The organism is Arthrobacter ginkgonis (genome assembly GCF_039540195.1).
GTDB classification, from domain to species: domain Bacteria; phylum Actinomycetota; class Actinomycetes; order Actinomycetales; family Micrococcaceae; genus Zafaria; species Zafaria ginkgonis.
Genome location: NZ_BAABEO010000017.1, coordinates 20,140 through 46,059, shown reverse-complemented (window position 1 = coordinate 46,059; position 25,920 = coordinate 20,140). Strand labels below are relative to the sequence as shown.

The 25,920-nt window shown below is 69.8% G+C and carries 25 protein-coding genes; 15 read left to right on the top strand and 10 right to left on the bottom strand.

Translation table 11 applies throughout. The features are described 5' to 3' along the window. Nucleotides 1-53: 53 nt before the first annotated feature. From ABD912_RS12135 to ABD912_RS12115, 5 genes are all read left to right on the top strand, one after another. Entirely contained in the window at nucleotides 54-2,036 is a 1,983-nt protein-coding gene (locus ABD912_RS12135) for an APC family permease (protein ID WP_345151093.1), read from the top strand. A gap of 67 nt (nucleotides 2,037-2,103) precedes the next feature. Continuing rightward, nucleotides 2,104-3,564: a TrkH family potassium uptake protein gene (locus ABD912_RS12130; protein WP_345151091.1), complete on the top strand. Its 1,461-nt coding sequence runs from the start codon at nucleotides 2,104-2,106 to the stop codon at nucleotides 3,562-3,564. After that, nucleotides 3,557-4,252, top strand: a complete 696-nt coding sequence (locus tag ABD912_RS12125; RefSeq protein ID WP_345151090.1) for a potassium channel family protein — start codon at nucleotides 3,557-3,559, stop codon at nucleotides 4,250-4,252. The genes ABD912_RS12130 and ABD912_RS12125 overlap by 8 nt, the downstream gene beginning before the upstream one ends. 152 nt (nucleotides 4,253-4,404) lie before the next feature. Beyond that, complete coding sequence (locus ABD912_RS12120) at nucleotides 4,405-5,316, top strand: alpha/beta hydrolase family protein (protein ID WP_345151089.1); 912 nt, start codon at nucleotides 4,405-4,407, stop codon at nucleotides 5,314-5,316. Between the two features lie 119 nt (nucleotides 5,317-5,435). Beyond that, nucleotides 5,436-6,959, top strand: a complete 1,524-nt coding sequence (locus ABD912_RS12115; protein ID WP_345151088.1) for a CYTH and CHAD domain-containing protein — start codon at nucleotides 5,436-5,438, stop codon at nucleotides 6,957-6,959. On the opposite strand, the gene ABD912_RS12110 is transcribed toward ABD912_RS12115, so the two are convergent. Together ABD912_RS12110 and ABD912_RS12105 are read right to left on the bottom strand one after the other, a co-directional pair. Further along, a complete protein-coding gene (locus ABD912_RS12110) occupies nucleotides 6,956-7,687 on the bottom strand; it encodes a DUF72 domain-containing protein (RefSeq protein ID WP_345151087.1) in 732 nt (243 codons plus the stop codon). The two genes, ABD912_RS12115 and ABD912_RS12110, sit on opposite strands and share 4 nt — an antisense overlap. After that, the gene (locus ABD912_RS12105) at nucleotides 7,684-8,892 is read right to left on the bottom strand and encodes a glycosyltransferase (protein WP_345151086.1); all 1,209 of its coding nucleotides are present in this window, start codon (nucleotides 8,890-8,892) and stop codon (nucleotides 7,684-7,686) included. Before ABD912_RS12105 ends, ABD912_RS12110 begins: the two co-directional genes overlap by 4 nt. Nucleotides 8,893-8,951: 59 nt before the next feature. On the opposite strand from ABD912_RS12105, the gene ABD912_RS12100 reads away from it, so the two are divergent. Beyond that, nucleotides 8,952-9,836, top strand: coding sequence for a glycosyltransferase family 2 protein (locus ABD912_RS12100; protein ID WP_345151085.1), 885 nt, complete (start codon nucleotides 8,952-8,954; stop codon nucleotides 9,834-9,836). Here ABD912_RS12100 and ABD912_RS12095 read toward each other — a convergent pair. Continuing rightward, on the bottom strand, nucleotides 9,833-10,960 hold the full coding sequence (locus ABD912_RS12095; protein WP_345151084.1) for a glycosyltransferase: 1,128 nt from the start codon (nucleotides 10,958-10,960) through the stop codon (nucleotides 9,833-9,835). The genes ABD912_RS12100 and ABD912_RS12095 overlap by 4 nt on opposite strands. Then, a complete protein-coding gene (locus ABD912_RS12090; RefSeq protein WP_345151083.1) occupies nucleotides 10,957-12,177 on the bottom strand; it encodes a glycosyltransferase in 1,221 nt (406 codons plus the stop codon). The genes ABD912_RS12095 and ABD912_RS12090 overlap by 4 nt, the downstream gene beginning before the upstream one ends. A gap of 188 nt (nucleotides 12,178-12,365) precedes the next feature. Between ABD912_RS12090 and ABD912_RS12085 the strand changes: the two genes are divergently transcribed. After that, complete coding sequence (locus tag ABD912_RS12085; protein ID WP_345151082.1) at nucleotides 12,366-12,737, top strand: VOC family protein; 372 nt, start codon at nucleotides 12,366-12,368, stop codon at nucleotides 12,735-12,737. Between the two features lie 75 nt (nucleotides 12,738-12,812). Here ABD912_RS12085 and ABD912_RS12080 read toward each other — a convergent pair whose 3' ends face one another. Continuing rightward, nucleotides 12,813-13,883, bottom strand: a complete 1,071-nt coding sequence (locus ABD912_RS12080) for an alkene reductase (RefSeq protein ID WP_345151080.1) — start codon at nucleotides 13,881-13,883, stop codon at nucleotides 12,813-12,815. A 210-nt stretch (nucleotides 13,884-14,093) separates the two neighbouring features. Here ABD912_RS12080 and ABD912_RS12075 point away from each other — a divergent pair, with 210 nt between their 5' ends. Further along, nucleotides 14,094-14,630 carry a flavin reductase family protein gene (locus ABD912_RS12075; protein ID WP_345151078.1) on the top strand — a complete coding sequence of 179 codons (537 nt, stop codon included), beginning with the start codon at nucleotides 14,094-14,096 and terminating at the stop codon, nucleotides 14,628-14,630. A 23-nt stretch (nucleotides 14,631-14,653) separates the two neighbouring features. Here ABD912_RS12075 and ABD912_RS12070 read toward each other — a convergent pair whose 3' ends face one another. Next, complete coding sequence (locus ABD912_RS12070; protein WP_345151076.1) at nucleotides 14,654-15,439, bottom strand: MerR family transcriptional regulator; 786 nt, start codon at nucleotides 15,437-15,439, stop codon at nucleotides 14,654-14,656. 106 nt (nucleotides 15,440-15,545) lie between these two features. Between ABD912_RS12070 and ABD912_RS12065 the strand changes: the two genes are divergently transcribed. The 4 genes from ABD912_RS12065 to ABD912_RS12050 are packed head-to-tail and all read left to right on the top strand — an operon-like array spanning nucleotide 15,546 to nucleotide 18,751. Continuing rightward, the gene (locus ABD912_RS12065) at nucleotides 15,546-16,049 is read left to right on the top strand and encodes a toxin-antitoxin system HicB family antitoxin (protein WP_345151074.1); all 504 of its coding nucleotides are present in this window, start codon (nucleotides 15,546-15,548) and stop codon (nucleotides 16,047-16,049) included. A gap of 9 nt (nucleotides 16,050-16,058) precedes the next feature. Continuing rightward, entirely contained in the window at nucleotides 16,059-16,925 is an 867-nt protein-coding gene (locus tag ABD912_RS12060) for a DUF4097 family beta strand repeat-containing protein (RefSeq protein WP_345151072.1), read from the top strand. A 12-nt stretch (nucleotides 16,926-16,937) separates the two neighbouring features. After that, entirely contained in the window at nucleotides 16,938-17,921 is a 984-nt protein-coding gene (locus tag ABD912_RS12055; protein WP_345151070.1) for an ATP-binding cassette domain-containing protein, read from the top strand. Continuing rightward, nucleotides 17,918-18,751 (top strand): ABC transporter permease, encoded by an 834-nt coding sequence (locus tag ABD912_RS12050; protein WP_345151069.1) that lies wholly within the window; start codon nucleotides 17,918-17,920, stop codon nucleotides 18,749-18,751. Before ABD912_RS12055 ends, ABD912_RS12050 begins: the two co-directional genes overlap by 4 nt. 114 nt (nucleotides 18,752-18,865) lie before the next feature. Here the strand turns inward: ABD912_RS12050 and ABD912_RS12045 are convergent, their stop codons facing one another. The 4 genes from ABD912_RS12045 to ABD912_RS12030 all read right to left on the bottom strand — a co-directional run bounded on the left by ABD912_RS12045 (nucleotide 18,866) and on the right by ABD912_RS12030 (nucleotide 22,888). Then, on the bottom strand, nucleotides 18,866-20,008 hold the full coding sequence (locus ABD912_RS12045; protein WP_345151067.1) for a N(5)-(carboxyethyl)ornithine synthase: 1,143 nt from the start codon (nucleotides 20,006-20,008) through the stop codon (nucleotides 18,866-18,868). Nucleotides 20,009-20,014: 6 nt separating this feature from the next. Beyond that, nucleotides 20,015-20,152, bottom strand: coding sequence for a hypothetical protein (locus ABD912_RS12040; RefSeq protein WP_345151065.1), 138 nt, complete (start codon nucleotides 20,150-20,152; stop codon nucleotides 20,015-20,017). Between the two features lie 123 nt (nucleotides 20,153-20,275). Continuing rightward, nucleotides 20,276-20,965 carry a matrixin family metalloprotease gene (locus ABD912_RS12035; protein WP_345151063.1) on the bottom strand — a complete coding sequence of 230 codons (690 nt, stop codon included), beginning with the start codon at nucleotides 20,963-20,965 and terminating at the stop codon, nucleotides 20,276-20,278. Nucleotides 20,966-21,166: 201 nt separating this feature from the next. Then, nucleotides 21,167-22,888, bottom strand: a complete 1,722-nt coding sequence (locus ABD912_RS12030; protein WP_345151062.1) for a SulP family inorganic anion transporter — start codon at nucleotides 22,886-22,888, stop codon at nucleotides 21,167-21,169. 218 nt (nucleotides 22,889-23,106) lie between these two features. Between ABD912_RS12030 and ABD912_RS12025 the strand changes: the two genes are divergently transcribed. From ABD912_RS12025 to ABD912_RS12015, 3 genes are all read left to right on the top strand, one after another. Further along, nucleotides 23,107-23,562, top strand: coding sequence for a DUF6325 family protein (locus ABD912_RS12025; RefSeq protein WP_345151061.1), 456 nt, complete (start codon nucleotides 23,107-23,109; stop codon nucleotides 23,560-23,562). Between the two features lie 31 nt (nucleotides 23,563-23,593). After that, on the top strand, nucleotides 23,594-23,947 hold the full coding sequence (locus ABD912_RS12020) for an SHOCT domain-containing protein (RefSeq protein ID WP_345151060.1): 354 nt from the start codon (nucleotides 23,594-23,596) through the stop codon (nucleotides 23,945-23,947). A 443-nt stretch (nucleotides 23,948-24,390) separates the two neighbouring features. Continuing rightward, a complete protein-coding gene (locus ABD912_RS12015) occupies nucleotides 24,391-25,917 on the top strand; it encodes a sugar ABC transporter ATP-binding protein (RefSeq protein WP_345151058.1) in 1,527 nt (508 codons plus the stop codon). Nucleotides 25,918-25,920 lie beyond the last annotated feature (3 nt).

Sequence of the window (25,920 nt, the reverse complement as noted above, 5' to 3'; positions counted from 1 at the left end):
GGGCCGATCGTGGACCGGAGCAGCGCAGGCCCGGCGGTAGAGAAAGATGCACCTTGACCACCTCCGCCCACTACTCGATGCCGGCGAGCCTGCCGGCCCCCGCTCCCCAGACCCGCCCGGGGGGGCCGTTCACCCGGTGGCTGCTGGAGCATCGAGTGGAACAGCCCGTGGGGCCGGAAGCCCCCGAGGGGCAGTCCCACGTGCAGCCGTGGTGGAAGGTCATGTGCCTGACCGGCGTGGACTACTTCTCCACGCTGTCCTACCTTCCCGGCATCGCCGCGCTGGCCGCCGGCGCGGTGTCGCCCTTCGCCACGCTGCTGATCGTGCTCCTGACCCTGGGCGGGATGCTGCCGATGTACCGGCGGGTGGCGAAGGAAAGCCCGCATGGGCAAGGATCGGTGGCCATGCTGGAGAAGCTGCTTCCGTTCTGGAGGGGCAAGGTCTTCGTCCTGATCCTGCTCGGTTTCGTCGCGACGTCGTGGATCATCACGATCACCCTCTCGGCCTCGGACGCGACCGTGCACCTGCTGGAGAATCCCTACGCCCCGGCCGCCCTGGAAGGGCAGGCGGTGCCCATCACCGTACTGATGCTGCTGATCCTGGGAGGGGTCTTCCTGAAGGGCTTCCGCGAGGCCGTGGCCGTCGCCATCCCCTTGGTGGGAGTGTTCCTGGCGCTGAACGCGGTGATCATCGCCGTCGGCCTGGTCACCATCGCCACCACGCCGGGCTTCATCGCGTCGTGGACCGAAGCCCTCACTTCCTCCGGGGGCGGTTTCGGGAGCGTTTTGGGGCCGGCCCTGTTGGCCTTTCCCCTGCTGGTGCTGGGCCTTTCCGGGTTCGAGACCGGGGTCAGCATGATGCCGCTCGTGAAGTCCACGGGCGCCACGCCCGAGGAGCGCCTGGCGTCGCGGATCCGCAACACCCGCAAGCTCCTGACGACGGCGGCATGCATCATGAGCGTGTTTCTGATCGGCAGCAGCCTGGTGACGACGCTGCTGATTCCCTCCGAGGCCTTCCAGCCGGGCGGCGAGGCCAACGGCCGGGCCCTGGCCTACCTCGCCCACGAGCAGCTCGGCAACGGGTTCGGTACGGTCTACGACATCAGCAGCATCCTGATCCTCTGGTTCGCGGGCGCGTCGGCGATGGCGGGTTTGATCAACATCGTCCCGCGCTACCTTCCCGCATACGGAATGGCGCCGGACTGGGCACGGGCGGTGCGTCCGGTGGTGCTGGTCTACACGGCCGTCAGCATTCTTCTCACCATCGGTTTCAAGGCCGACGTCGACGCCCAGGCCGGCGCGTACGCCACCGGTATCCTGGCCATGATGGTCTCCGGAGCCGTCGCGGTCGCGATCTCCGCCGCCCGCGCCAAACAGCGCGCCGCGGCCGCCGGCTTCACGATCCTGACAGTGGTCATGCTCTACGCGCTGGTCGCGAACGAGATGAAGCGGCCGGACGGGCTGATGATCTCCGCGTTCTTCGTCCTGGGCATCGTCGCCGTCTCCCTGGTGTCCCGGGTCACCCGGACCACCGAATTGCGCGTGGAGCGGATCGAGTTCGACGACGAGGCCCGGCGCTTCATCACCGACACGCTGGACTTCGACGGCAGGATCAACCTCATCGCCCACCGCCCCCAGCCGGGGGACACAACGGAGTACGCGGAGAAGGAGCGCGCCGCGCGGGACCTGACCCCGGTGCCGGGGAGCGCGGACGTGATCTTCCTGGAGATCGAGATCACCGATCCGTCGGGCTTCAGCGACGTGCTGAAGGTCCACGGGGTGGAGCTCGACGGGCACCGGGTGCTGCGCGCCCAAAGCCCGGCCGCGCCCAACGCCATCGCCGCGATCCTGCTTGCCCTGCGCGACACCACCGGGGTAAGGCCGCACGCGTACTTCGAGTGGTCCGAGGGCAACCCCTTGGGGCACCTCATGCGCTACCTGCTGCTCGGGCGCGGGGACACCGCCCCCGTGGTGCGGGAGATCATCCGCGAGAACGAGCCCGTGCCCGGGCACCGGCCCGGGATCCACGTCGGATGACAACGGGCACAAGGCAGGACGGGATGGGCGGGGCCCGGTCGGGTCGTGGCCGTCGCCAACCGGCACCATGCTGATCAGGGCGCGCTGGGCCCGCCGGACCAGGACGGCCCGGGCCCGGCTGCGCGCAGGGTTTCACCGTCTTCTGCCCGCCTCTTCCGGACCCGCCGGCCGGTTCCTCACCCGGACCGGACGGGCCCTGCGTCCGGCCACCCCGGCCCAGGCCATCGTCACCGGTTTCCTCGGGGCGATCGGACTGGGAACGGCGGTGCTGATGCTGCCCGCGTCCAGGCAGGGACCGGGCGGCGCCCCGTTCCTGGACGCGTTGTTCACCGCGACGTCGGCGGTCTGCGTGACCGGCTTGATCACGGTGGACACCCCGACGTACTGGACGACCTTCGGGCAGGTCGTCATCCTGGTGCTGATCCAGCTCGGCGGCTTCGGGGTCATGTCCTTCGGCGCGCTGCTGGGCGTGCTGCTGGCGGGGAAGCTCGGCTTGCGCTCGCGGCTCCTGGCGGCGGCGGAGACGAAGAACGCCGGACTCGGGGACGTCCGCTCGGTGCTGGTCGGAGTGCTGAAGGTCAGCCTGGCCGTCGAGGTGGTCCTCGCTGCTGTCCTCGCGACCAGGTTCATGGCCGGCTACGGCTATCCGCCCGGACGCGCCGCCTGGGAAGGGGTCTTCCACTCGGTTTCCTCGTTCAACAACGCCGGCTTCGCCCTCTACACCGACAACCTCATGGGCTTCGTCGGCGATCCATGGATCTGCCTGCCGATCGCCGCCGCCGTAATCATCGGCGGACTCGGGTTCCCTGTCCTGTTCGAACTGCGGCGACGCTACCGCACCCCGAACCGCTGGAGCATGAACACCAAGCTCGTCCTCTCCGGCAGCGCGGTGCTGCTGGCCGGCGGGACCGCGTTCATCACCGCCGTCGAATGGGCCAACCAGGCCACCCTCGGCCCCCTCGCCCCGCAGCAGAAGGTCCTGGCCGGATTTTTCCAGTCCGTGGTCACCCGCACCGCCGGGTTCAACAGTGTGGACATCGGCCAGATGCACCCGGTGTCCTGGCTGGGGATGGACATCCTCATGTTCATCGGCGGCGGCCCGGCCGGCACCGCCGGCGGCCTGAAGATCACCACGTTCGCGGTGCTGTTCTTCATCCTCTACACCGAGCTGCGCGGCGGAACCGCGGTCAACGTGTTCGGCAAGCGGCTCTCCCGGGCCGTGCACCGGGAGGCGATCACCGTTGTGCTGCTCGGAATTGCCCTGGTGGTCGGCTCGACCGTCTTCCTCATGCTGATCTGCGACTTCGGGCAGGAACGCCTCCTCTTCGAGGTCGTCTCGGCCTTCGCCACCGTCGGCATGTCCACCGGCATCACGGCCGGGCTGCCGCCGGCCGGCCAGGTCGTCCTCATCCTGCTCATGTTCGTGGGCCGGCTCGGGCCGGTTACGCTGGGCACCGCGTTGGCGCTGCGCGCCGACACGCGCGCTCCGCTGTATGAATACCCGAAGGAAAGGCCGCTCATTGGCTAGGTCGCAGTTCTTCTCCCGCACCGGTTCCCGCCTCCCCGACACCGGATCCGTGGCAGTGATCGGACTTGGCCGCTTCGGTGGCGCCCTGGCCCTGGAACTGGAGGCCCAGAAGACCGAGGTCCTCGGGATCGATGCGCGCGAGGACACCGTCCAGTCCTACAACGGGCAGCTCACCCACGTCGTGAAGGCCGACTCCACGCGCGAGGAGGTGCTGCGCCAGCTCGGTGTCCACGAATTCGACGTCGTCGTGGTGGGGATCGGCTCGGACATCGAGGCCAGCATCCTCACCAGCTCGCGGCTGTTGAAGTTCGGCAAGCCGGTCGTGTGGGCCAAGGCGATCAGCGAGCCCCACGCCGAGATCCTCGAACAGCTTGGCGTCCATCACGTGGTGCGCCCGGAGCACGACATGGGCCGCCGGGTCGCGCACCTGGTGCGCGGGGGCATGCTCGACTACGTCGAGTTCGAAGGCGACTTCATCCTCATCCGCACCCGGCCCCCGGCAGTGGCCCAGGACCGGCCCCTGGGCGTGCTGGGCCTGCGCGACAAGTACGGCATCACCGTGGTCGCCTCCAAGAGCCCCGACGGGCGCTGGCAGCCGGCCACCACCCAAACCGTGCTCTACGAGGACGACGAGATCCTCGTCGAAGGAAACAAGCAACAGACCGAGGCATTCGGCCGGCTCCTCTGACGGGACGCGGAGGCGCTGCGGCTGCCGCCGGACAGGGCACCGAGCAACCGGCCGCCCGGGCCTGCAGGAATTTGCCGATGGTCAGCCAGAATGGGCTCACGAAGGTCCAAGGACGGTAACGTCCAGGAACGGTTCGAGCCCGGGAGGCAGCTGTGGCGCGCATAGTGGGAATCCACGGAATAGGCCACCAGGTCAGCAGCGGTCCACAACTGGCCGAGGAATGGTGGCCCGCGATCGTGGGTGGCCTCGAGGCCGCCGGCCGGCAGGAAGAGGCCGCCGGTCTGGGACGTGCGGACGTGCGGGTGGTTTTCTTCGGATCGCTCTTCCGGGAGCCTTCGGTGAGGCTGGCGGCGGCGTCGCGGGGCGCACCGGGGGATCCGGCGGGCGAGGCCCCGGTCTCCGACGACGGCGATGAGGCCGAGCTCATAAGGGAGTTCTACAGGGAAGCGGTCTGGCAGGACGTTTCCGCGGAGCGTGGAACCGGCCGGCCCACCCTCGCCGCCTTGGGTGTCCAGGAGATGCTGGCCCGACTGCTGAAATCACCCACCTTTGCGGACGTCGCCCAAAGCCTATTTGTCGGCAACCTGAGGCAGGCAACGGCGTATCTCAACGACCCAAAGGTGCGCGACCAGGCCATGGCCCGCGCAGCAAAGGAGATCCAGGCAGATACGCGGGTGCTCATCGGGCACTCGCTGGGTTCCGTCGTTGCCTACGAGCTGCTGGCAACGGGCCGCTACCCGCAGGTCGGGCTCCTTCTCACCGCAGGATCCCCCCTCGGCATTCCCAACGTGGTCTTCGACAAGCTGCTTCCCGCCCCCGTGAACGGCAAGGGCTCCTGGCCGGGCGCGGTTGCCCGATGGGTGAACCTTGCCGACCGGCACGACGTCGTCGCGCTGGTGAAGAGGCTTGCCCCGCTTTTCCCCGCCCCGGCCGGATTTCCGCCCCTCGAGGACTATCGGGTGGACAACGGACACTCTCCCCACGACGCCGCCGCCTACCTCAATGCCGATGTCGCGGGCCGGGCCATCGGAGAGGCCCTCTCCGCTCCCACGGCGGGGACGTAGCAGTCTTTACGGGGCCCTCTGTTGCTGGGGGAGCGGCGGGGGGAAGATGTGATGCGAAGGCACGGCTGGATGAGGCACGCGGGCAACGCGCCGGCGGCGAAGGCGGGGGCGGGGGCGGCATGGATCCGGATACGGCGGTCGAGATCGAGCGCAAGTACACGGTCGGGGATGGGACGGTGCTGCCGGCGCTGGGGGATCTGCCCGGGGTGCGGGATGTGGATCCGCCGGTGGAGCAGGACCTGAAGGCAACCTACTTCGATACTGAGGACCTGGTTCTGGCCGGGCACGGCATCACGTTGCGGCGCAGGCGCGGGGGCGAGGATGCCGGATGGCACTTGAAGGTCCCGGAGGGGCCGGACGGGCGGCGGGAAATCCACGAACCTGTGCACGGCAGGCAGCAACGCGTGCCGGAGGAGTTGCTGCGCCTGGTCCGGGTCCACGTGCGGGCAAAGCCGGTGAAACCGGTCGCGAAGGTCTCGACGCGCCGTTCGGTGTACCGGCTGCGCGGCAACGACGGGGTCCTGGCGGAGGTCTGCGACGACCAGGTGCGCTCCGAGGCCGAGGGCGGGGCGCTGATGGGCGCGTGGCGCGAGTGGGAGGTCGAACTTGTCGCCGGGGACCGCACGCTCCTGGACGCGGCGGGGGACCTGTTTGTGGCGGCGGGGGCCAGCCCGTCCGGGCACGCGTCCAAGCTGGCTAGGGCCCTTGGGGACCACCCGGTCCATCGGGAGCCGGAACCGCCGTCCGCGGGCCTGGATGAGCCGGCCTCCGCGGTACTGCTGGGCTACCTGCACGAACACGCCGGGCACCTGAAGCTTCAGGACCCGTTGGTGCGTGGCCATGCCCCGGACGCGATCCACCAGATGCGCGTCGCCACGCGCAAACTGCGCTCGGCGCTGGCCACCTACCGCAAGCTGCTCGATCCCGAGGCCACCAACCGCCTGCGCGGCGAGCTCAAGTGGCTCGCCGGGGTGCTGGGAGAGGCGCGGGACGCCGAGGTGATGCGCGATCGGCTGGCCGAAATGGTCGCCAACGAACCCGGCGAGCTGGTCATGGGACCCGTGGCGCAGCGGATCGGGGAGGAACTCGGAGCCACCTACACGGCAGCGCGCGAGTGGGTCCTCCACGCCATGGACGGGGCCCGCTACTTCGGCCTGCTCGATGCCTTGGACGGGTTTCTCGAGGACCCCCCGCTCCGCGGCAAGGCCTCCCGGCCGGCACGCAAGGCCGTCCCCAAGCTCGTCGAACGCGACGCGAAACGGCTGCGCCGGGACGTGTTGGCCACGGTACCCACCAGCGAGGGGGACCACGATGCGGCATTGCACGATTTGGCCCTGCATGAGGCGCGCAAGAGCGCCAAACGCCTGCGCTACGCCGCCGAGTCCGCCATCCCGCTCTTCGGCAAGCGCGCCGAGCGCCTGGCCAAGGCCTCCCACCGGATCCAAAAGATCCTGGGCCACCACCAGGACAGCGTTGTCGCCCGGGACATCCTGCGCGGGCTCGGCGCCGGGGCGACCGGCAATGCGGAAAACGGATTCAGCTACGGCCGCCTGCACGCCCTCGAACAGGCCATCGCGGCTGAATCCGAGGCCGCCTTCCGCAAGGCGTGGAAACGCTTCCCGACCACGAAGCTCAAGATCTAGGCCTGGCCGAGCAGGCCGCGCAACGTATCGGCGTTGCGCACGGCGTTGCCTTCGATGGTGTTGTTGAAGTAGACGAAGACGTCCCTTCCGTCGTCCTGCCACTCGCGGACCCTCCCGGCCCACCACTGCAGGTCGGCGTCCGAGTAGGACCCCACGTACAGCTGATTGGGGTCCGGCCCGTGCAGGCGCACGTAGACGAAAGGCGCGGTGGCCTCGAGGATGCAGGGCAGGTTGGCTCCACTCATGACGCAGTACGCGGCCCCGTGGTGCCCGAGCAGGGCATACACGTCGGGGTGGTGCCAAGTGGGGTGCCGGAATTCGACGGCGACCCGGATCCACTCCGGCAGCCTGTCCAGGAAGTAGCCGAGCCGGGTGTCGTCGCGTTCCATCCCCGGCGGCAGCTGGACGAGCAGGATGCCGCGCTTGTCGGCCAGTGCGTGCCAGGACGTCGCGATCCGCTCGATCCACTCCTCCGGGGCGCGGAGCTTCTTCGCGTGGGTGAGCTCCCGGGGAGCCTTGACGGACAGGGCGAAGCCGTCGGGCAACCGGCGGCACCACCCGGCGAACGCCTGGTCCCGGGGCCAGTGGTAAAAGCTCGCGTTCAGTTCGACGGTATCGAAACGGCGGACATAGTGGCTCAGCCGGTCCCGGACTGCGGTGCCGGCGGGGTAGAGGACGTCGTCCCAATCGTCGTAGCTCCAGCCGGACGTCCCGATCCGGATACTCACGTCGTGCCGCCTCCGTCTCCGTCAGGCGCCGGGGAGACGCCGTTCCCGGCTGCCTTCCCGGTCAACGGCGAGGGAACGTCGGCCAGGATCTGCGCGTAGATCCGCTCGTGCGCCCCGGCCAGCTCCCGCCGCTGGGCCAGCCGCTCGGCGACCGAGGGCGCGGGCCACGGGCGACGGCGGTAGAGGCGGTGCACGGCGTCGCGGAGCGAGGCGGCGTCCAGGCCGCCGTCGTTATAGGCGTACTCGACGACGGACGGGTGCTGGTCGCGGTAGTGCCCGCAGCTGGGGGCGATGACCGAGGTCCCCACGTCGCGGCACGCCTCGAGCCAGCCCGAGTGGGTGCCGAAGCGGTAGGGCAGCACCGAGACATCCAGCGAGGCCAGGTAGCCGAAGAACGCCTGTTCGTCGTAGTAGTCGTGCGCGTCCAGGACCCACCGCCCGGCCGCGTGCCCGGCACGCAGCAGGCGGGCGACATCTTCCCGGTAGTCCTTCGCTCCCGGCTCGAGGACGTCACGGTGGATGTTGACCACCAGCTCGGCGTGCCCGAGGCCGGCCACCGCGTCGGCCAGCGGCTCCACGATCCCCGGATCCATGTTCCGGCGGATGCTCTTCAGGTGAACGCCGATGCGGAAGGGGTCCCGTTCCGACGGAGGCGCCGCGTCCGTGCCGGCGCGCTGCCGGGCGCCCTGCAGCGCCTCCATGGTCGGGAAATCGACAACGTGCGGGTGCGGCAACACGACCGCCTCCACGCCCCAGCGTCCACGGATCTCCGTGGCGGCCCCCTCCGTCAACGTGATGACCCGATCCGCTGCCGGAACCAGGATGTCCAGGTGCTCATCGTGCGCCCGCCGATCGTCGTGGTGCGGATTGCGCAGGTCGTGGGCGGTGTAGGCCAGCGGCTTGCCGTGCCGGCGCAGTTCGTCGACCAGCGCCTGCAGGTCCGCGGCCGAAATGGCGTCAAAGCCGAAGTGGATGTGCATGAGATCGAACTCGGCGTGGTGCAGCGCCACCCACTCCGCCGACAGCATCACCGGGGGCCACCACACCGACTGCGTGAACTTGCCCCCGCCCGCAGGATCCGGATCCGGCAGCCGCCTGACCCGGGCCGCGCGCTCGCCGTCCACCGCCTCCAGGTGGCGGATGTACACCTGGCTGTAGGGAATCGAGGCAACCCGGATCGTGTCTCCGAACGACGTGCCGTCCATTTCTCCCCTTCCGATGCCCGATAGGCTGTCGAGCCTAGGCCACCACGGAGGGATCGAACATGCAAGGCGATGCGACTCCCGATGGCGTCTCGCTGCTGGTGATCGTCCGCGGCCGCGAGCAGCACCTGCGCCGGCTCATCGACGGCGCGAACCGGGCGGCCCCGCGGCCGCGGGAAATCGTCGTCGTACACATGGGGGAGGCCGACACGGAGGACCTGCGGTCCCGCATCCCCATCCGCCAGTTTCGTATTGAGGTGCCCGGCACAGGCACCCTGCCGCTGGCCCGCGCCCGCAACCTGGCGGCCCACCACGCGGAGGGGAGCCGGTACGTCTTCCTCGACGTGGACTGCATCCCGGCACGGGACCTGTTCGGCATCCTGGCGGAGGACTCCGAACGGCTCGGCGGCATCGCCATGGCCGAACCGCGGTACCTGCGCGCGCCCTTGCCGCCCGGCACGCCGGCCGACGACGGCGCCCTCACCCGCGACTCCGTGCCGCACGCCGCCCGGGCCGGACTGCACGCCTCGGAGGGCGCGCTTCCCTCAGAACGGTACGAGATGTTCTGGACGCTGGGCTTCGCCGTCGACGCCGCGGACTTCGGACGCATCGGCGGCTTTGACGAATCCTTCACCGGCTACGGCGCCGAGGACACGGACTTCGCCTTCACGGCACGCGAACGCGGAGTGCCCCTGGGCTTCTCCGGCGCCACCATGTTCCACCAGCACCACGGGTCGTACCGGCCGCCGCTGAACCACTTCGCGGACATCGTGGCCAACGCGACCGTCTTCCACGGGAAATGGGGCACCTGGCCCATGGAGGGGTGGCTGGGCGCGTTCACCCGGCTGGGACTGGTGGACTGGTCGCCGTCGTCGTCCGCGATCCGCGTGCTGCGCGCCCCCACGGCGATGGAGACCGAGGCCGCGGCCCACGCCGGCGCGTACTAGCCCGCCCGTGCCGACCTGTCGCCGGCAGGTTCCTCTCCGGCGAGCGCGTCGTGCAGCAGGGCGGCAAAGCCGTCGCGGAAGGCCTCCCGGCCCACGAACAGCGCGTCGGCCAGCCCGCTGGGCGGACCGGACGCCAGGGCCTCCAGCAGGGCGGGCCAGTCGTGCACGGCCTCCCACGAAGAGGCCACCGACGTGCCGGGGATGCCGCGCAGCCGTTCCGCGAAGGCTGCCTGTTCGCCGAAGGGGCGTTCCTCCGGGATGACGACGGCGGGGCGCCGGGCCGCGGCCGACGCCGCGATGGCGTTGTGGCCCGCCGAGGTCACCACGACATCGGCGGCGGCCAGCAACGGACCGGGCTCGGCGACGACACCCAACACGTGCAGGTTGCCGGGCAGGGGCTGGGTGGTCCCGTCGACCCGTCCGGCAACCTGCCAGTCCCAGGACGGGGCCACCCGTGCGGCACGGACGATCCGGTCCAGGCCCACCCCGCCGCCGAGGCTGGTCTGCACCACTACCTGGCGCCTTGCCCGTGAAGGCTGCGCGGGCAAGGGGGCGGGCGCGGCATCGGCCTGGCTTCTGGCCGGGGCCAGCATGCCCAGGTAGGCGCTCTTCGCCCCGTGGGCCGCCAGGTGTGCCGGATCCTCCAGGGCCGCCGGATAGTAGGCCAGCAGCCGGGTGGCCGACCCGTAGGCCAGGGCGTGCCCGGGGTCCGTGCGGTTTCCGGGCATGCGCCGAAACAGCACCGGATAGCCCGAAAGCCGGGCGAACATCGCTACCTCCACCGACACGTCCACCAGCACCGCGTCGGCGCCGAAATCGGCCCAGGCCCGGGAGAGCTGCGCGAAGCGCCGGCGAATCGCGGGATGGGTGGGGGCGTAGTGGAATTCCGGCGGCGGCGCGTTTTCGAAGGGAACGCCGTCGGGCCGGACGTCGGGTTCAAGGGACACGTACTCAGCCGGGCCTTGCAGCAGCGCCCGGTTGCGGGGCCCGGTGCTGGTGACCAGCAGGTCGACGAGGTCCAGCGAGGCCACGTTCTGGGCATGGCGCAGGTGCCCGGTGCCGTGGTGGTGGGCGTAGTACGCCAACCGGAGCCGGCGGCCCGTCCCCGGGTCCGCGGCGATCAATGGCCCGCCGCGGGGTCGCCGGCGCTTTCATCGGCCCGTTCCAGGTCCGCCGGATCGGACTCGGCCGGCTCGGCGTCGTGCGCCTCCGCGGCCGCCGCGCCTCGGCCGGGCCGCGTACCCGCCACGGGGACCCCACCGGCCAGCCGCAGCAGTTCGGCCTCGTAGCGTTCCACCATGTGCTCGATCGAGAAGCGCTGCGCCGCGAGCGCGACGGCCCCGTGGGGCAGCCTGCGGGCCGCGGTGATCGCCTCGGCCAGCGCCTCCGCGTCCGCGCGGGAGGCCACCACCCCGGCGGCGGGGGAGATGATCTCCGTCATGGCACCGGCCGGCAGGGCCGCCACCGGAGTGCCGGAGGCCAGCGCCTCAACGACGTTCAGGCCGAACGGTTCCTCCCACAGCGGCGAAGCCACCAACACTTCCGCGCCGGAGAGCAGCGTGCGCAGACTGGGGTGGTCCAGGTGGCCCGCGTAGCGGATCGAGGCGTCCAGTTCGGGTTCGATCATCAGGGAGAAGTACTCGGGATCATGGATCGGCCCGGCCAAGGTCAGTTCCACCCCGGCGCGCCGGGCGGCGGCGATGGCCACGTGCGTGCCCTTCTCCGGCGTGATGCGGCCGGTCCAGACCGCCTGGCCGGCCCGCCGCGGTGCGGTGGGATCCCACTGGTGCAGCGGAATGCCGTTGTGGATGACGCCCAGCGACGGCAGGTGCTGCCGCCACGCACGGGCGTTGGACTCGGACACGCTGACATAGGCGTGGCGAGGATCGGGTGTCCAGCCCTCGCCGGACAAGACGGCGACGATGCGGGGCAGCGGCGGCGTGTGGAACACGTTCAGCGTGGGGAACCCCAGCAGGGCGGTGTACGGGACGGGGCTGAGCGAATTGTTCAGAACGACGTCGAACCCGCGGCGCGCGCTGCGGATGGCCGTGCGCATGGCGCCGTCTAACACGCCGTGCTGGCGGTCCATGGCCCTGCTGTCCGGGTAGCCCTCTACCGTGAATCGCCCCTCAAGGACGGCCACGTGGCGGCAGGCCACGCGCGTGCCCGCCTTGGCGAACAGGATGACGTCGTGCCCGCGGTCCGTGAGGGCAGCGACAACCTGTGCCGTGTGGGCCTCGAGGCCGCCCGCGTACGGGGAAGCGATGGGGTGGTGAAGGTGGGCCAGTACCGCGATCCGCAGCCCGCCGTTCCGTGATCGGGGCAGGTGGGATCGGCTCATTCCTGCATCATTGCAGATAAACCCGGCCAACCCGGGTGATGGCCCACCCGCAGGTCACAATGGCAGGGCGGGCAAGGCAGAATTCACCTCCCGGATCCGCCGTCAGGCTTACGCCCCGGCTGGCCGCTGGCCTAGGCTTGCCGCGACCAAGGTCGGGGGAATTCATCATTCGGAGAACGGACTAACACATGCAACTCGGCGCTTTCTCGCTCAGCCTCACCGTCAAGGACATCGCGGCCTCGGCTGCGTTCTACGAGAAGCTGGGGTTCAGCAAGTTCGGGGGCGACATCGAGCAGAACTGGCTGATCCTGAAGAACGGTGAGACCGTCCTGGGCCTGTTCCAGGGGATGTTCGAGAAAAACATGCTGACGTTCAACCCCGGCTGGAACCAGGACGCGCAGGCGCTCGACTCGTTCACCGACGTGCGTGATCTCCAGCGGGAACTGAAAGCCCACGGCACGCCTTTCGTGGCGGAGGCGGAGGAGGGAACGGCGGGTCCGGCGAGTTTCATCGTGCTGGATCCGGACGGCAATCCGATTCTGGTGGACCAGCACGTCTGACCTGCGGGGCCTCGTGGTCCCGGCGGCGTTGCACGTTCCTGACTATGCGAACTTCCGGCGCAAGGCCCCAGGTCCCTAGTTTTGGTAGGCCGGGTAGTCGGTGTAGCCTTCGGCGCCGTCCGCATAGAACGTGGACTGATCCGGCTCGTTGACCGGCAGGCCTTCGCGCCAGCGGCGCGCCAGGTCCGGATTGGCGAGGGCCGGGCGTCCGACGACGACGGCGTCGGCGAGCCCGTCCGCCACCAGCGCCGCGGCCTCCTCGCGCGTGGTGACCTCACCGAATCCGGTGTTCACCAGGAAGGTTCCGTTGAATCGGGCGCGCAGGTCCTGGACCAGCCCGCCGGCGGGATCCTTGTGGAGGATGCTCAGGTAGGCCAGATTCAGCGGAGCCAGCGCATCCACCAGATGGCCGTAGGTCTCGCGGACATCGGCCGCGTCCAGTTCGAAGGCTCCCTGGATGTTGTGCTCGGGGGAGATGCGGATGCCCACGCGGTTCGCGTCGATGGCGGCCGCCACGGCCTCGGCCACCTCAACGACGAAGCGGGCCCGGTTCTCCGGGGACCCGCCGTAGCCGTCGGTGCGCTGGTTGGCAGCCGGCGAGAGGAACTCGTGCAGCAGGTAGCCGTTGGCGGCGTGCAGTTCCACGCCGTCGAACCCGGCCTGGATGGCGTTGCGGGAGGCCTGGACGAATTCCTGGATGATCTCCGGCAACTCCCCCGAGGTCAGGGCGCGGGGGACCGGGAACGGCTGCTTGCCCTCGTAGGTGCGGGTTTCGCCGTCGATGGCGAGGGCGCTGGGCGCCACCACCTCGTGGCCGCCGTTGGTCGCCGGGTGGCTGACGCGGCCAGCGTGCATCACCTGGGCGAAGATCCTGCCGCCTTCGGCATGCACGGCCGAGGTCACGTTGGCCCAGCCCTCGAGCTGCTCCTCGGTGACCAGGCCGGGCTGTCCAGGGATTCCCTGTCCGGCATGGCTGGGGTAGGTGCCTTCACTGACGATCAGGCCCAGCGAGGCGCGCTGGCGGTAGTGCTCGACAACCAAGGGACCGGGGATCCCTTCCCGGCCGGCGCGGAGGCGGGTCAGCGGCGCCATCACGAGCCGATTGGGAAGTTCCATCTCACCGAGGGCCAACGGGGAAAACAGCACGGGCAGTTCCTTTCGCAGCGGATTGGGTCCACTGGCGACAACCGCGCCGCCCCGGAATCTATTTCCTGCCGGACGCGTCCGGCTCCCACGGCATCCGGCGGGCCATGATGCCCGGGGCGCCGGCCGTTCTCTGGCGCGGCGGAGCCGGCCGTCCTAGCATGGGCGGCAAGCCCCTTCCGACCTCTCGGCCCGCAACCGCAAGGAGGCGCCATGGCCGCCATGCCGCAGCACGCCCGATCCTTGGGCCTCGCCGCGGCATTCCGCGACGCGTTTGCCGGCCATCCCGCCGGCGTCGCGGTGGTCACCGCCGCGGGGCCCGACGGACCGGCAGGAATCACCGCATCGTCGGTGATCTCCGTGTCCGCAGAGCCCCCCGTGCTGGCATTGTCCGTCGCCGCCGACAGCGCATCCGGGGCCGCCCTTCTCGCTGGCGAAACGTTGGCCGTTCACCTGCTTACAGCCGCCAACCGCAGGCTGGCCGAACTGTTCGCGACGCCCGGATCGCACCGCTTCGGGTACGACATGGACTGGTACGCCGCGCCCACCGGCGAACCGATCATCCGCGGCGTCGGCACCGTCCTGCGCTGCCGGCCCCTGGCCCGGATGCCGGCGGGCACCGGCGTCGTCCTTGCCGCCCAGGTCCTGGAGGTGCTCGACGGCGGCTCGTCCGCTGCTCCGCTGGTCTACCGGCGCCGCACCTACTACGCCCTCGAGTCCTGGTCCGCCGTGCGCGGTCGCAGCCGCTAGCTGGCCGCAGGCGGCGGACCTCCCTACAGCCGGCGCTGGGCGTACGCGTCCATGGCCTCGGACAGGTAGGCCGCCAGGCCGGGCCGGGCGGGGGAGTCCTTGGGCTGGTCGTAGAACGCGGTGAAGCGCGAATCCTCCACGTACATCCGCCCCAGCCCGAGGTACGCCTCCCGGTCCGGCGTCCAGGACAGGCACACCCACCGGTAGTGCCGGGCGGCGGCTTCCTGCGCGCGCTCGCCGTCCGCGGGTTCCCCCTCGGCCATGCACGCGGCCAGCTCGGCGTTGATGGCGACGGCCTCCTCCAGCATGGCCTCGCGCCCGCCGGGCGGAAGCGCCGCCAGGCGCGCGTTGGACCGGTCGACGGCGGCCTCGCCCCAGCGCTCGCGGGCCTCCTCCTCGTAGGGGTTCTTGCCGAATCCGTTGAACATTTCCCGCGGTTCCATGGTGCCTCCAGAGATGAGTCGTTCGATGGTCGTGTCCACGGTCCGCGCCATCGCGGCCAGCCGGCGCAGTTCGGCCTCCAGCCAGCGGCGGTGGGAGCGCAGGGCCTCGACCGGGGACCGGCCGCCGTCCAGGACCTCCCCGATGGCCTCCAACCCCAGCCCGAGATCGCGCAGCAGCAGGATGCGCTGCAGCCGCAGCGCCTCCTCCCACCCGTAGTAGCGGTACCCGTTGGCGCCGATGTGGGCGGGGACCAGCAGGCCCAGCCGATGGTAGTGACGCAGCGTGCGCGAACTGACCGAGGCCTGCCTGGCCAGTTCGGCGATGCCGTAGGTCTGCTGCGGGGACCGAGTCGACTGAGTGGACATGGGACCAGCGTAGAAGTTGACGTTGCGTCAAGGTCAACCGCGGGGCGCTCCGGGCGGACGGCGTGGAGGGTTGCGCATGACACCACTGTGGTGTCATGCTGACGCCGTGGATATTTCGCGACACGTACAAGAAGTCCAGGACCAGCTGGCGGAGGCCACCGAACTGGCGGGAGAGCAGGCGAGCGAGGTTGCCCGCCGGCTGATCCGTTCGCTCGATGCCGCCCTGCGGCTGGCCATTCTCGAGGCCCTGTCCGAGGCGGCAGGCGAGATCACCGCCGAGCTCGCACCCGGTTCGGTCGACGTGAGGCTGCGCGGGCGGGACCCGGAATTCGTGGTGACACCACCGATGCCGCCTGACACCACGGAGGCCGCCCTGACCCAGGAACCGGCATCGTCCTCGGACTACGCCGTCGACGGGCGGACGACCCGCACCACCCTGCGCCTTCCCGAGAACCTCAAGGCCAGGGCCGAGGCCGCCGCCGCTCGCGAAGGCCTCTCCGTCAACACCTGGCTGGTCCGGGCGGTCGCCACCGCCCTCACCGACCCGGCCACGACCGCCCCGCTGCCGCCCACCAACAGCGGCACCCGATTCACCGGCTGGGTCCGGTAAGGAGCTTTTATGCAGTACACCTACGCCGCCACAGGCATTATCGACGCCACCATCACCCTTGCGATGGGCGAGTTGGTGGTCACCGCCGACGATGTCGACGAGGTCACCGTCGACATCACGCCCACCCGGGGCGACCGTCCTTCCGACGTCCGCGCGGCCGAGAACACCACCGTCGGCTTCGCCGACGGCCGGCTGACGATCACCCAGAAGCGCGAGAGCATGCTCAGCACCTGGGTCAACAAGGGCTGGTCGATCGACGTGCATGTCCGCGTCCCCAAGCGGTCCCGCCTCGACGTGAAGTCGTCCTACGGCAACATCCGCGTCCGCGGGCCGATCGGCTCCTCCTCGCTCACCACTGCCTTCGGCGGCATCACCGCCGGTGATGTCGCCGAACTGACAGCCAAGACCGTCCACGGCGAGATCAGCCTCGAGCGGGTCAGCGGCACCACCGGGCTCACCGGGTCCAGCGTGCTCGTGGGCGAGGTGTACGGCAGCGCGACGATCAAGGCCACGCAGGGAAACGTCGCCGTCGGACTGGTCATGGGACACCTCGCCGTGGCCAGTGGATACGGAAACATCGACGTCCGCACCGTCATGGGCGACGTCGAGGCCCGGGCCGCCTACGGCAAGATCCGGCTCGGCGACGCGGTCACTGGCACCGCCAGCCTGGAGACGAGCTTCGGCGACATCGAGGTCGGCATCCGCCAAGGCACGCTCACCTGGCTCGACCTGGATGCGAAGGGCGGCGCCGTCCGCAACGAACTCGACGCGGCCGGTTCCGAACCCGGGGACGACGACGGCACCGCCGACCGTCTCAAGGTCACCGCCCGCACCAACCACGGCAGCGTCCGCGCGTTCCGCGCGGCGGTGCTCTAAAGAGGGGGAAACATGACTGGCACCACCACCGCCACGGACCTCGCCTTCGACGTCCGTGGACTGCGCAAAAGCTACGGCAATCTCACCGTCCTGGACGGCATCGACCTGAGCATCGAACGCGGCAGCGTGTTCGCCCTGCTGGGCCCCAACGGTGCCGGCAAGACCACCACCGTCCAGATCCTCGCCACCTTGATCAACGCGGACGGGGGCACGGCCGTGGTCGGCGGCCACTCGGTGGTGGACGAGCCGGGCCGTGTCCGCCGGGCCATCGGGGTGACGGGGCAGTTCTCCGCCGTCGACGAGCTCCTCACGGGAGCCGAGAACCTGCGGCTGATCGCGCGTCTGCGCCATGTGCCCAAGGGCGAGCGGGAGGCCTTGATCGAGCGCCTGCTGCGCCAATTCGAGCTGACCGAGGCCGCCGGCAGGCCCGCGTCCACCTACTCGGGCGGCATGCGGCGGCGGCTCGACCTGGCCATGACCCTGGTGGGCGACCCGCGGATCATCTTCCTCGACGAGCCGACCACCGGCCTGGACCCGCGCAGCCGGCGAGCCATGTGGGACGTGGTGCGCACGCTGGTTGCCGGCGGTGTCACCCTTTTCCTGACCACCCAGTACCTCGAGGAGGCCGATCAGTTGGCGGACCGGGTGGCCGTGCTCGACGGCGGCCGCATCGTCGCCGAAGGCACCCCGGCCGAGCTCAAGGCCATGGTCGGCGAGGAGCAGCTGCGGCTTCGTTTCGCCACCGAAGACCAGGCGCGCAGGGCGCGGAGGGCGCTGGCCGCCGTCGTTCCGGACGGCCTGCCGGCCTCCGGCGACGGGCTCGAGCTCCGCGTACCGACACCGGCCAATGGCACGGCCGTGCGCGGCGTGCTGAACCTGCTGGCGGACGCCGGCGTGGAACCGGCCGAAGTCACCACCGCGGCCCCGGACCTTGACGATGTCTTTTTCGCGCTCACCGGCGCCCCCAACCAAGCATCTACGCAGGAGGAAGCATGACGACGATGACGGCACCGGCCGCGGGCCGCGAATCCAGCGCCCTGCAGTACGCCCTCGCTGACACGGCGACGCTGACGGGGCGGGGCCTGAAACGGCTGGTCCGCTACCCGTCGATGGTCATCATGATGATCGGTTTGCCGGTCGTCTTCCTGCTGATGTTCGTGTACGTCTTCGGCGGCATGCTGGGCGCGGGACTCGGCGCGGAGGCCGACGGCGGAGTCGCGGCCTACCTGCAGTACGTGGTCCCCGGCATCGTGCTGATGGCCGTGGGCAGCGGGGGCGCCGGCACCGCGATCTACATCGCAATGGACATGCGGCAGGGCGTGGCGGCCCGGCTGGCCACGATGGACGTCTCCCGCACCGCGATCCTGTCCGCGCACGCCCTGGTCAGCGTGGTGCAGGCGCTGCTGGCGACGCTGGCGGTTGGGGCCGTCGCGATGCTGCTCGGATTCCGGCCCGCAGGGGGCGTGCTGGGGACACTGGCGGCGCTCGGCGTCGTTGCCCTGATCGCCTTCGCGATCACCTGGCTCTGCCTGGCGCTCGGCATCATCGCCGACACCGTCGAAACCGCCAGCAACCTGCCCATGCCGTTGTCCTTCCTGCCCTTCCTGAGCAGCGGATTCGTCCCGACGGATTCCATGCCCGCGTGGTTGGGCGTGGTGGCCGAGTACCAGCCGTTCACCCCCTTCATCGAGACGGTGCGTGGGCTGCTGATGGGCACCGGCGTTGGGCACTACGGGTGGCAGTCCCTGCTGTGGTGCGTCCTGCTGACGGGCGTGGGGATGGTGTGGTCGCGGAGCAAGTATGAGGCCAGCCAGACCCGCTCATGACACCCCCGCCCGACGGAGCCCGCAGGCCTGCACGGGAGCACGGCGAATGGCGCCACGTTGCAGGACGTGGCGCCATCCGGCGCGTATCGGGTGTGCCGGCAGGGGAGGCGGGTCCTAGGCGGCCACGTGCGGGTACTCCCCGGTTCGCTTCTGGAACTCGAGCACGGCCGGGTTGACGACCACGCCGTCGCGGATCTCGATGGCGCGCCGGACGGTCGCGTTGGCGTCCCATCCGGCCGGGCCTTCCAGCACCGGGCGCAGGAACGGCATCAGCGCCTCGCTGACCTCCCAGGTGGAGGAGTCCCACAGGTACGACGGCGTGTGGTCCACCGCGTAGTAGTGGACGTGGTCGCCGACGTCGAACATCGGCTCCTGGAACGTGGTCATCTTTGCCCAACTGAACCCCATGCCCTCGTCGCAGGACACGTCGACGATCAGGCTGCCCGGCCGAAACGCCGCCAGGTCCTCCTCGTTGAGGTAGGTCAGCGGGGCGTTCGGGTCCTGGAGCGTGCAGTTCACCACGATGTCGTGCTCGGCCAGGTACGGCGCCAGCGGCAGGGGGCCGCGGTCCGTGATGACCGTGCTGAGCTGGGGCGCGTCGGCGTCGTGGACCATCTGGGTGATCCGCACGGAGTGGATCGGCGAGCCGACGGCCGCCACGCCGCGGTTGGTGAGGATCTCGACGTCGTGCACGCCATGGGCGTTCAGCGCGGTGACGGCGCCGCGTGCCGTCGCGCCGAACCCGATCACGACGGCGCTGAGCCGGCGCCCGTACACTCCGGTGGTCCCGATGAGTTCCAGCGCGTGCAGCACCGAGCAGTAGCCGGCCATTTCGTTGTTCTTGTGGAACACGTGCAGGCCGAACCCGCCGTCGGGCGCCCAGTGGTTCATCGCCTCGAACGCGATGAGAGTGAGGCGCTTGTCGATGGCCAGTTGGGTGATGGCGCGGTCCTGGACGCAGTGCGGCCAGCCCCAGAGGACCTGGCCGTCCCGCAGGTCGGCGAGGTCCTCAGGCTGCGGCTTGGGCAGGAGCACGACGTCGGCCTCGGCGATGAGCTCGGCGCGGGAGGCCATCCGGCCGACCAGGGGCTCGAGCTGCTCGTCGGACAGGCCAAAGCGCTCCCCGTAGCCGTGCTCAAGGATCATCCGCCCGCGCAGAACGGGGTCGATGCGTTCAAGGTGCAGCGGGTGGAGCGGCAGCCTCCGCTCGTCGGGCTTGCGCGTTGTGGCTAGGACGCCGACGCTCAGCAGCGACACCTGCGCTCAGCGCTTCTTGGTGACGCTGATGATTTCCGAGGCGAGGGAGTCTGCGGCCTTTGCCTTCTTGTCGGCGCGCTTTTCCTTGATCGACTTGGCGGCAACCTTCTTGGTTGCGGACTGGCGTGGGGATTTGTTGGACACGATGTCCTCCTTGGTGGAAGCGAGTGCTGCTGCTTCCTTACAGGAGCAAAAGTTGCTCCCTACCTTCGAGACTACGGCACGGCGTCCAATCCGGTCCCGCCTGCCCAACCGGGCTGTCCGCCGTTACGAGCCGTAGATGGCGACGAGGTTGGAGAAGTTGACGGCGTCCGGAGTCGGGTTGGTGGTGTTGTCGGTAACGGAGTTCATCACGTCGGTGCGGGCCAGTCGGTGGTCCAGACCCAGGGCATGGCCCATTTCGTGGACGATGGTGGCCAGGGCTCCGTTGTCCGTGGCCCGATCCAGGGGGCGGGTAAACAGGGTGATCGTGGCGCTTTCCATGTAGTCCCCGGAGTCTTCCCACTCCATTTCCCCGTCGGTGTTGCGGGAGCGGCTGGCATCTTCCTGCAGGAGCACGCAATTTGAACCGGTGGAGCACGCCTGCACCGCCACCGCGTTCAGGCAGGGACTTTCCGACCAGATGGCGGCCGCCTCCGACACGAATCCCGCGTAGCGTGCGGACAGCTGGCTTGTTGAGAATTCCACCATCAGTTCCTGCCCGGCCGGCTTGTTCCAGGGTGGGACCGGGGAGTCCTCCGGATCGATGTCCTGGACCGTCGCGCCGGCCGCGGCCACGCAGGCGCCCGGGGTCTGCACGGGGGAGGGCACGCCGGTGCCCGGGCTGCCCCGGGTCGGCCCGCCGCTCGGGTTCCCCTGGTCGGATGGAGTGCAGGCCGTCAAAAGGAGTGCGCATCCGAAGGCCGCGCCGGCCAGCGACGTGCGGATCGTGCCGGAGCACCGGCGAACTGCGGGCATGCCATGGTTACTGCCGGACCCATCCATCATCGTGCCTTTCCTGAGGTCCGAAGTGCTTGGAAGACCCAGAATATTGAGGCCGGAACGGGCCCTGAAAGAGCTTCGTGTTGATGCAAAGCAACCTCTAAGCGCCTGCAAAGGTTGGCTCATTCGAACGTCTCCGCGGCGCAGAAATTCCCCGCCTTCCGGAGCGCCGAAGGGCTAGTCCGGTTCGCCGTCGCGCCGTTTTTGGGCTGCGGCCTGTTCCGCCTCGACGGCCCGGTGGATGTTGCCGTGGATCCTGTCCGCGCCGAGGCGCTCGATCACGCCGTCCTTCTCCAGGACCGCCCGCACGGCCGGCTTCAGCCGGGCCAGCCGCAGGTTGACGCCCGCCTCGCCGGCGAGGTTTGCGATCTCCGCCATCTTGGCCGCGCCTTGGGAGTCGACGAAGTTGATCCCCTCGCAGTCCAGCACGACGCCGGTGAGTTCGGGCGCCGATTGGATGACGTCGCGGAGGCGGTCCTCCAACGCGTCGGCGGTGGCGAAGAAGAGTCCGCCGTCGAGCCGCACCACGGCCACGTCGGGAAGCAGTTCGTCGCCGGGATGCCCCTCGGTCTCGCGGAACACCTGGGTGCCCGGCTGGCGTCCCAGGGAGGGCATCTCCGGGTGGGTGGCCACCGAGACGAGCCAGATCAGCGAGAGCCCGATCCCGATGACGACGCCCGCGAGCACGCCGAAGATGAGGGTGCCCAGGATCGCCACCACCGCGATCCAGAAGTCGAACCGCTGCACCCGGGCCAGCCGGCGCATTTCGCGCACGTTCATCATGCCCATGATCACGGCCTCGATGATCAGCGCCGCCAGCACCGGCAGCGGCAGGTTCGAAAAGAGGGGAGCCAGGAAGATCAGCGTGAGCAGCACGGTGGCGCCGGAGGTGAGCGAGGCCAGACCGGTCTTGGCGCCCGAGTGGTCGTTCAGCGAGCTGGCCGACAGGCTCGTCGAGACCGGCATCCCCTGGAACACCCCCGCGGCCGTGTTGGCGAGCGACTGGGCCGTCGACTCCTGGTTGATGTCGATCCGGTAGCGGTGCTTGGCGGAGAAGGCCCGCGCGTCCCCGGCGGTCTGGGAGAAGCCGATCAGGGACAGCGCCACCGCCGCGACGGCCACGATGCCCACCTTGTCCCACATGAGGGTGAGGTTCGGGATCTCCAGCGACGGCAGCCCGCTGGGCACCTCGCCCACCAGGGCCACGCCCCGGGCGCCGAGGTCGAACAGTTCCGCCGCCACCAGTCCGCCCACGACCAGGACCAGGGCGCCGGGAACCCTGGGTGCCACGGCCCGCAGTCCGAAGACGACGGCCAGCGCGATGGCGCCCACGACCACGGTCGCCGGCTGCACCTCGCCCAACGTGCCGATCCACGAGCGCAGTTCCTGGATCGGGTTGGAGCCGGTGGCCTTGGTTCCGGTGAGCTTGGGAAGCTCCCCGATCACGACGTCGATCGCAGCGCCGAAGAGGAATCCGGTGACCACGGCCCGCGAGAGGAACTGCGCGATCCAGCCCATCTTGAGCACGGCCAGCAGCAGGAACAGGATTCCGGAGGCGAGCGTGATCCCGGCCACGAAGGAGGCGGCATCCTGGGGGGTGGTGAGGCCAGCGGCGAGCACGGCACTGGCGGCCACCGCCGCGAGGCCCGAACTGGGGCCCATGGAGATCTGCCGGCAGGTGCCGAAGATCCCGTACGCGATCGCGCCGGCCGCCGCGGCATACAGTCCGTTCTGCAGCGGAATCCCCGCGATGCCCGCGTATCCGAGGTTTTTCGGAACGATCAGCGCCGCGACGGTGACCCCGGCGATCAGGTCGCCCCGCAGCCAGGTGCGGTCGTAGGAACGGAGTTGGCCGAGGATGGGCACCAGGGTCCGGCCCCCTCGCTGCGCCCTCTTCATCCTCCAGTGATACCCCGGGGCGGATCGATCCACCAGAGTTTGGCCTCCAGCGTCCAGCACTCCGGCCCGCCCCGACGGGTTTGGCGGTGGATCGGTGGCGACGGCGGCCTGCCCGGCGTCGGAATCATCCGGCGCGGGTGGTGACGCCCGGCCGGGACGGGCCCACACTGGCACCAGCGTGCCTGGAAGCGCGCCGGAAGCAGAACGGAGGAAGGCCAGTGACAAGCACACCGCAGACCGAGGCCCACGGACCGGTCGACTTTGTACTCCTCGAGTTCCCCTTGGAGGGATTGACGGGACGACCGAGCGAGGAACTCATCAAGCTCGTGGAGCAGGGCGTGGTTCGGATCTTCGATCTCCTCATCGTGGCGAAGGACGAGGACGGCTCGGTCCAGGTGCTCGAGCTCACCGACCCGGGCGGTCCGGGGGAGGCGTTCTCCTACTTCGCTGGCGCCCAATCCGGCCTCCTCGGGGAGGAGGACGTCGCCGAGGCGGCGGGCGCGATCCTGCCCGGACGGGTGGCCGCGCTGATCGTCTACGAGAACATCTGGGCGGCGCCGTTCGTGGCGGCCGTGCGCGACAGCGGGGGAGAGCTCGTCGCGAGCACGCGCATCCCTGCCCCCGACGTGATGGAGGCACTCGAGGCCCTCGAGGCCGAGTCTTCGCCCACCTGACACACCGGAATTGACCAGAGAGGAGAAAATCATGGGACTACTGAGAGGTGTTGCGCGGACGGCTGTTGTTGCCGGGACGGCAACCGCGGTCAGCGGCCGTGTCCAGCGCCGCCAGGCTTCGAAGTTCGCCGATAAGGACGCCGCGATCGCGGCCCAGCAACAGCAGGCCTACGAGGCGCAAATGTACGAGCAGCAGATGGCCCAGCAAGCGCCGCCGCAGTACGCCCAGCCGGCGCCGCCCGCCCAGGCGGCCCCGGCGGCCCCGGCGGCCGCGGCAGGCGGCGACATCGTCGGCCAGCTCAAGGACCTTGCGGCGCTGAAGGAGCAGGGGATCCTGACGGAGGAGGAATTCGCGGCCCAGAAGGCGAGGATCCTGGGAGGATAACGCGGGCCGGTGCGCGGCCCGGCGGGGCTTCGCGCCTCGGGGGCCAGGCGCTTCCTTGGTCAAGGGCCCTTGCCGTCCGGAACCGGCGGCCCCGTCTCGTGGAGAGGCGGGGCCGCCGGCGTGCGTGGGGACATGCACGGGGAGGAACGCAGGGGGATATGCACGGGGAAGCACGGGGAGGGAATCGTGCGGGGCAAAGGCTCCGATGGGAAGCGCCCGCCGCGTCCCGGGCCTTCGGCGGGGTGATTGGCTGCGGGCTTTCGGGCGTCTTGTGAAACGAATCAAAACTGTGGGCAAATCAGGTTGACGTGGGTCACACGGCTCATTATGATTCAAGTCACAGCTCATTCTGAATCGTTTCATAATCCTGATTCGCTTCAGAATCGAATCCAGTCCTCGAAGGTGCGGTTCACTCCATGCAAGTTCCACACGATGAGCAGGTCATGCAAACAGACCCTGATCTCCACGGGCAGTCCACCGTAGCGCTGTCCCTGGCCCACGCGGCCAAGACCTTCGGCCCGGTGGTGGCCCTGGCCGACGGCACGATCGAAATCCGCGAGGGCGAGATCCATGCCCTCATGGGGGAGAACGGCGCCGGCAAGTCCACGCTGGTCAAGATCCTGGCCGGGCTGCACCAGCCCGATTCCGGGGACTTCCGCATCGGCGGCGAACCGGTGTCCTTCCGCAACGTGGCGGAGAGCAAGGCCGCCGGCATCTCGGTCATCTACCAGGAGCCCACGCTCTTCCCCGACCTGACCGTCGCGGAGAACATCTTCGTGGGCCGCCAGCCCAAGGGCCGGCTGGGGCTGATCAGCCAGGGCGAAATGCGCCGCCAGGCGGCCGCGCTGTTCGACCGGCTCGGCGTGGCCATCGACCCCGCCCGGGTGGCGGAGGGGCTGTCCATCGCGGACCAGCAGATCATCGAGATCGCCAAGGCCATCTCGCTGGACGCCAAGGTGCTCATCATGGACGAGCCCACGGCGGCCCTGAGCGGGGTGGAGGTCGAGAGGCTCTTCGCCGTCGCCCGCGGGCTGCGGGACAAGGGCACCGGACTCATGTTCATCTCCCACCGCTTCGAGGAAGTCTTCGCCCTCTGCGACCGGATCACCGTGATGCGGGACGGCAAGTACGTCTCCACCCACGTCACCGAGGACGTGACCGTCGATCGGATCGTGCGGGAAATGGTCGGCCGGGACATCGCCGAGCTCTTCCCCAAGGAACCGGCCGAAATCGGGGCCCCCGTCCTGTCCGTGCGCGGCCTCAGCAGGGCCGGCGTCTTCCGGGACATCAACCTGGAGGTACGCGCCGGCGAAATCGTGGCGCTGGCCGGGCTGGTCGGGGCCGGCCGCACCGAGGTCGCCCGGGCGGTCTTCGGCATCGACCCGTACGACTCCGGAGAGGTCGTCTTCGGGGGCAAGCCGCTCAAGGGCGGGAACCCCCAGGCCGCGATCAACGCCGGGATGGGCTTCGTTCCCGAGGACCGGCGCAAGCAGGGCCTGGTCATGGACCTGTCCGTGGCCCGCAACGTGACGCTGACCCTGCGCAAGCGGTTCGCCAAGGCCGGGCTGATCAACGGCCGCGCCGAACGCCGGGCCGCGCAGGAATGGAGCAAGCGCCTGCAGGTCAAGGCCGGCTCGCCCGAACATGCGGTATCGACCCTCTCCGGCGGCAACCAGCAAAAGGTGGTCCTGGCCAAGTGGCTGGCCACCGAACCCCGCTTCCTGATCATCGACGAACCCACCCGCGGCATCGACGTCGGCACCAAGAGCGAGGTGCACCGCCTGATCTCCGACCTGGCGGGCCGGGGGATCGCGATCCTGATGATCTCCTCCGAACTGCCCGAGGTCCTCGGCATGGCGGACCGGGTCCTGGTGATGCGCGAAGGCCGGATCACCGCCGAACTCAGCCGCGAAGAGGCCAACCCGGAGTCCGTCATGCACGCGGCCACCGTCGCCGGCGCAACCAACTAAGGC

Excerpts from the sequence above, each read along its gene's own strand:
- ABD912_RS12130 (WP_345151091.1), top strand. The coding sequence starts at position 2,104 with ATGCTGATCAGGGCGCGCTGGGCCCGCCGGACCAGGACGGCCCGGGCC.
- ABD912_RS12115 (WP_345151088.1), top strand. The coding sequence starts at position 5,436 with ATGGATCCGGATACGGCGGTCGAGATCGAGCGCAAGTACACGGTCGGG.
- ABD912_RS12105 (WP_345151086.1), bottom strand. The coding sequence starts at position 8,892 with ATGGACGGCACGTCGTTCGGAGACACGATCCGGGTTGCCTCGATTCCC.
- ABD912_RS12100 (WP_345151085.1), top strand. The coding sequence starts at position 8,952 with ATGCAAGGCGATGCGACTCCCGATGGCGTCTCGCTGCTGGTGATCGTC.
- ABD912_RS12090 (WP_345151083.1), bottom strand. The coding sequence starts at position 12,177 with ATGAGCCGATCCCACCTGCCCCGATCACGGAACGGCGGGCTGCGGATC.
- ABD912_RS12085 (WP_345151082.1), top strand. The coding sequence starts at position 12,366 with ATGCAACTCGGCGCTTTCTCGCTCAGCCTCACCGTCAAGGACATCGCG.
- ABD912_RS12075 (WP_345151078.1), top strand. The coding sequence starts at position 14,094 with ATGGCCGCCATGCCGCAGCACGCCCGATCCTTGGGCCTCGCCGCGGCA.
- ABD912_RS12070 (WP_345151076.1), bottom strand. The coding sequence starts at position 15,439 with ATGTCCACTCAGTCGACTCGGTCCCCGCAGCAGACCTACGGCATCGCC.
- ABD912_RS12060 (WP_345151072.1), top strand. The coding sequence starts at position 16,059 with ATGCAGTACACCTACGCCGCCACAGGCATTATCGACGCCACCATCACC.
- ABD912_RS12055 (WP_345151070.1), top strand. The coding sequence starts at position 16,938 with ATGACTGGCACCACCACCGCCACGGACCTCGCCTTCGACGTCCGTGGA.
- ABD912_RS12050 (WP_345151069.1), top strand. The coding sequence starts at position 17,918 with ATGACGACGATGACGGCACCGGCCGCGGGCCGCGAATCCAGCGCCCTG.
- ABD912_RS12035 (WP_345151063.1), bottom strand. The coding sequence starts at position 20,965 with ATGCCCGCAGTTCGCCGGTGCTCCGGCACGATCCGCACGTCGCTGGCC.
- ABD912_RS12030 (WP_345151062.1), bottom strand. The coding sequence starts at position 22,888 with ATGAAGAGGGCGCAGCGAGGGGGCCGGACCCTGGTGCCCATCCTCGGC.
- ABD912_RS12020 (WP_345151060.1), top strand. The coding sequence starts at position 23,594 with ATGGGACTACTGAGAGGTGTTGCGCGGACGGCTGTTGTTGCCGGGACG.
- ABD912_RS12015 (WP_345151058.1), top strand. The coding sequence starts at position 24,391 with ATGCAAACAGACCCTGATCTCCACGGGCAGTCCACCGTAGCGCTGTCC.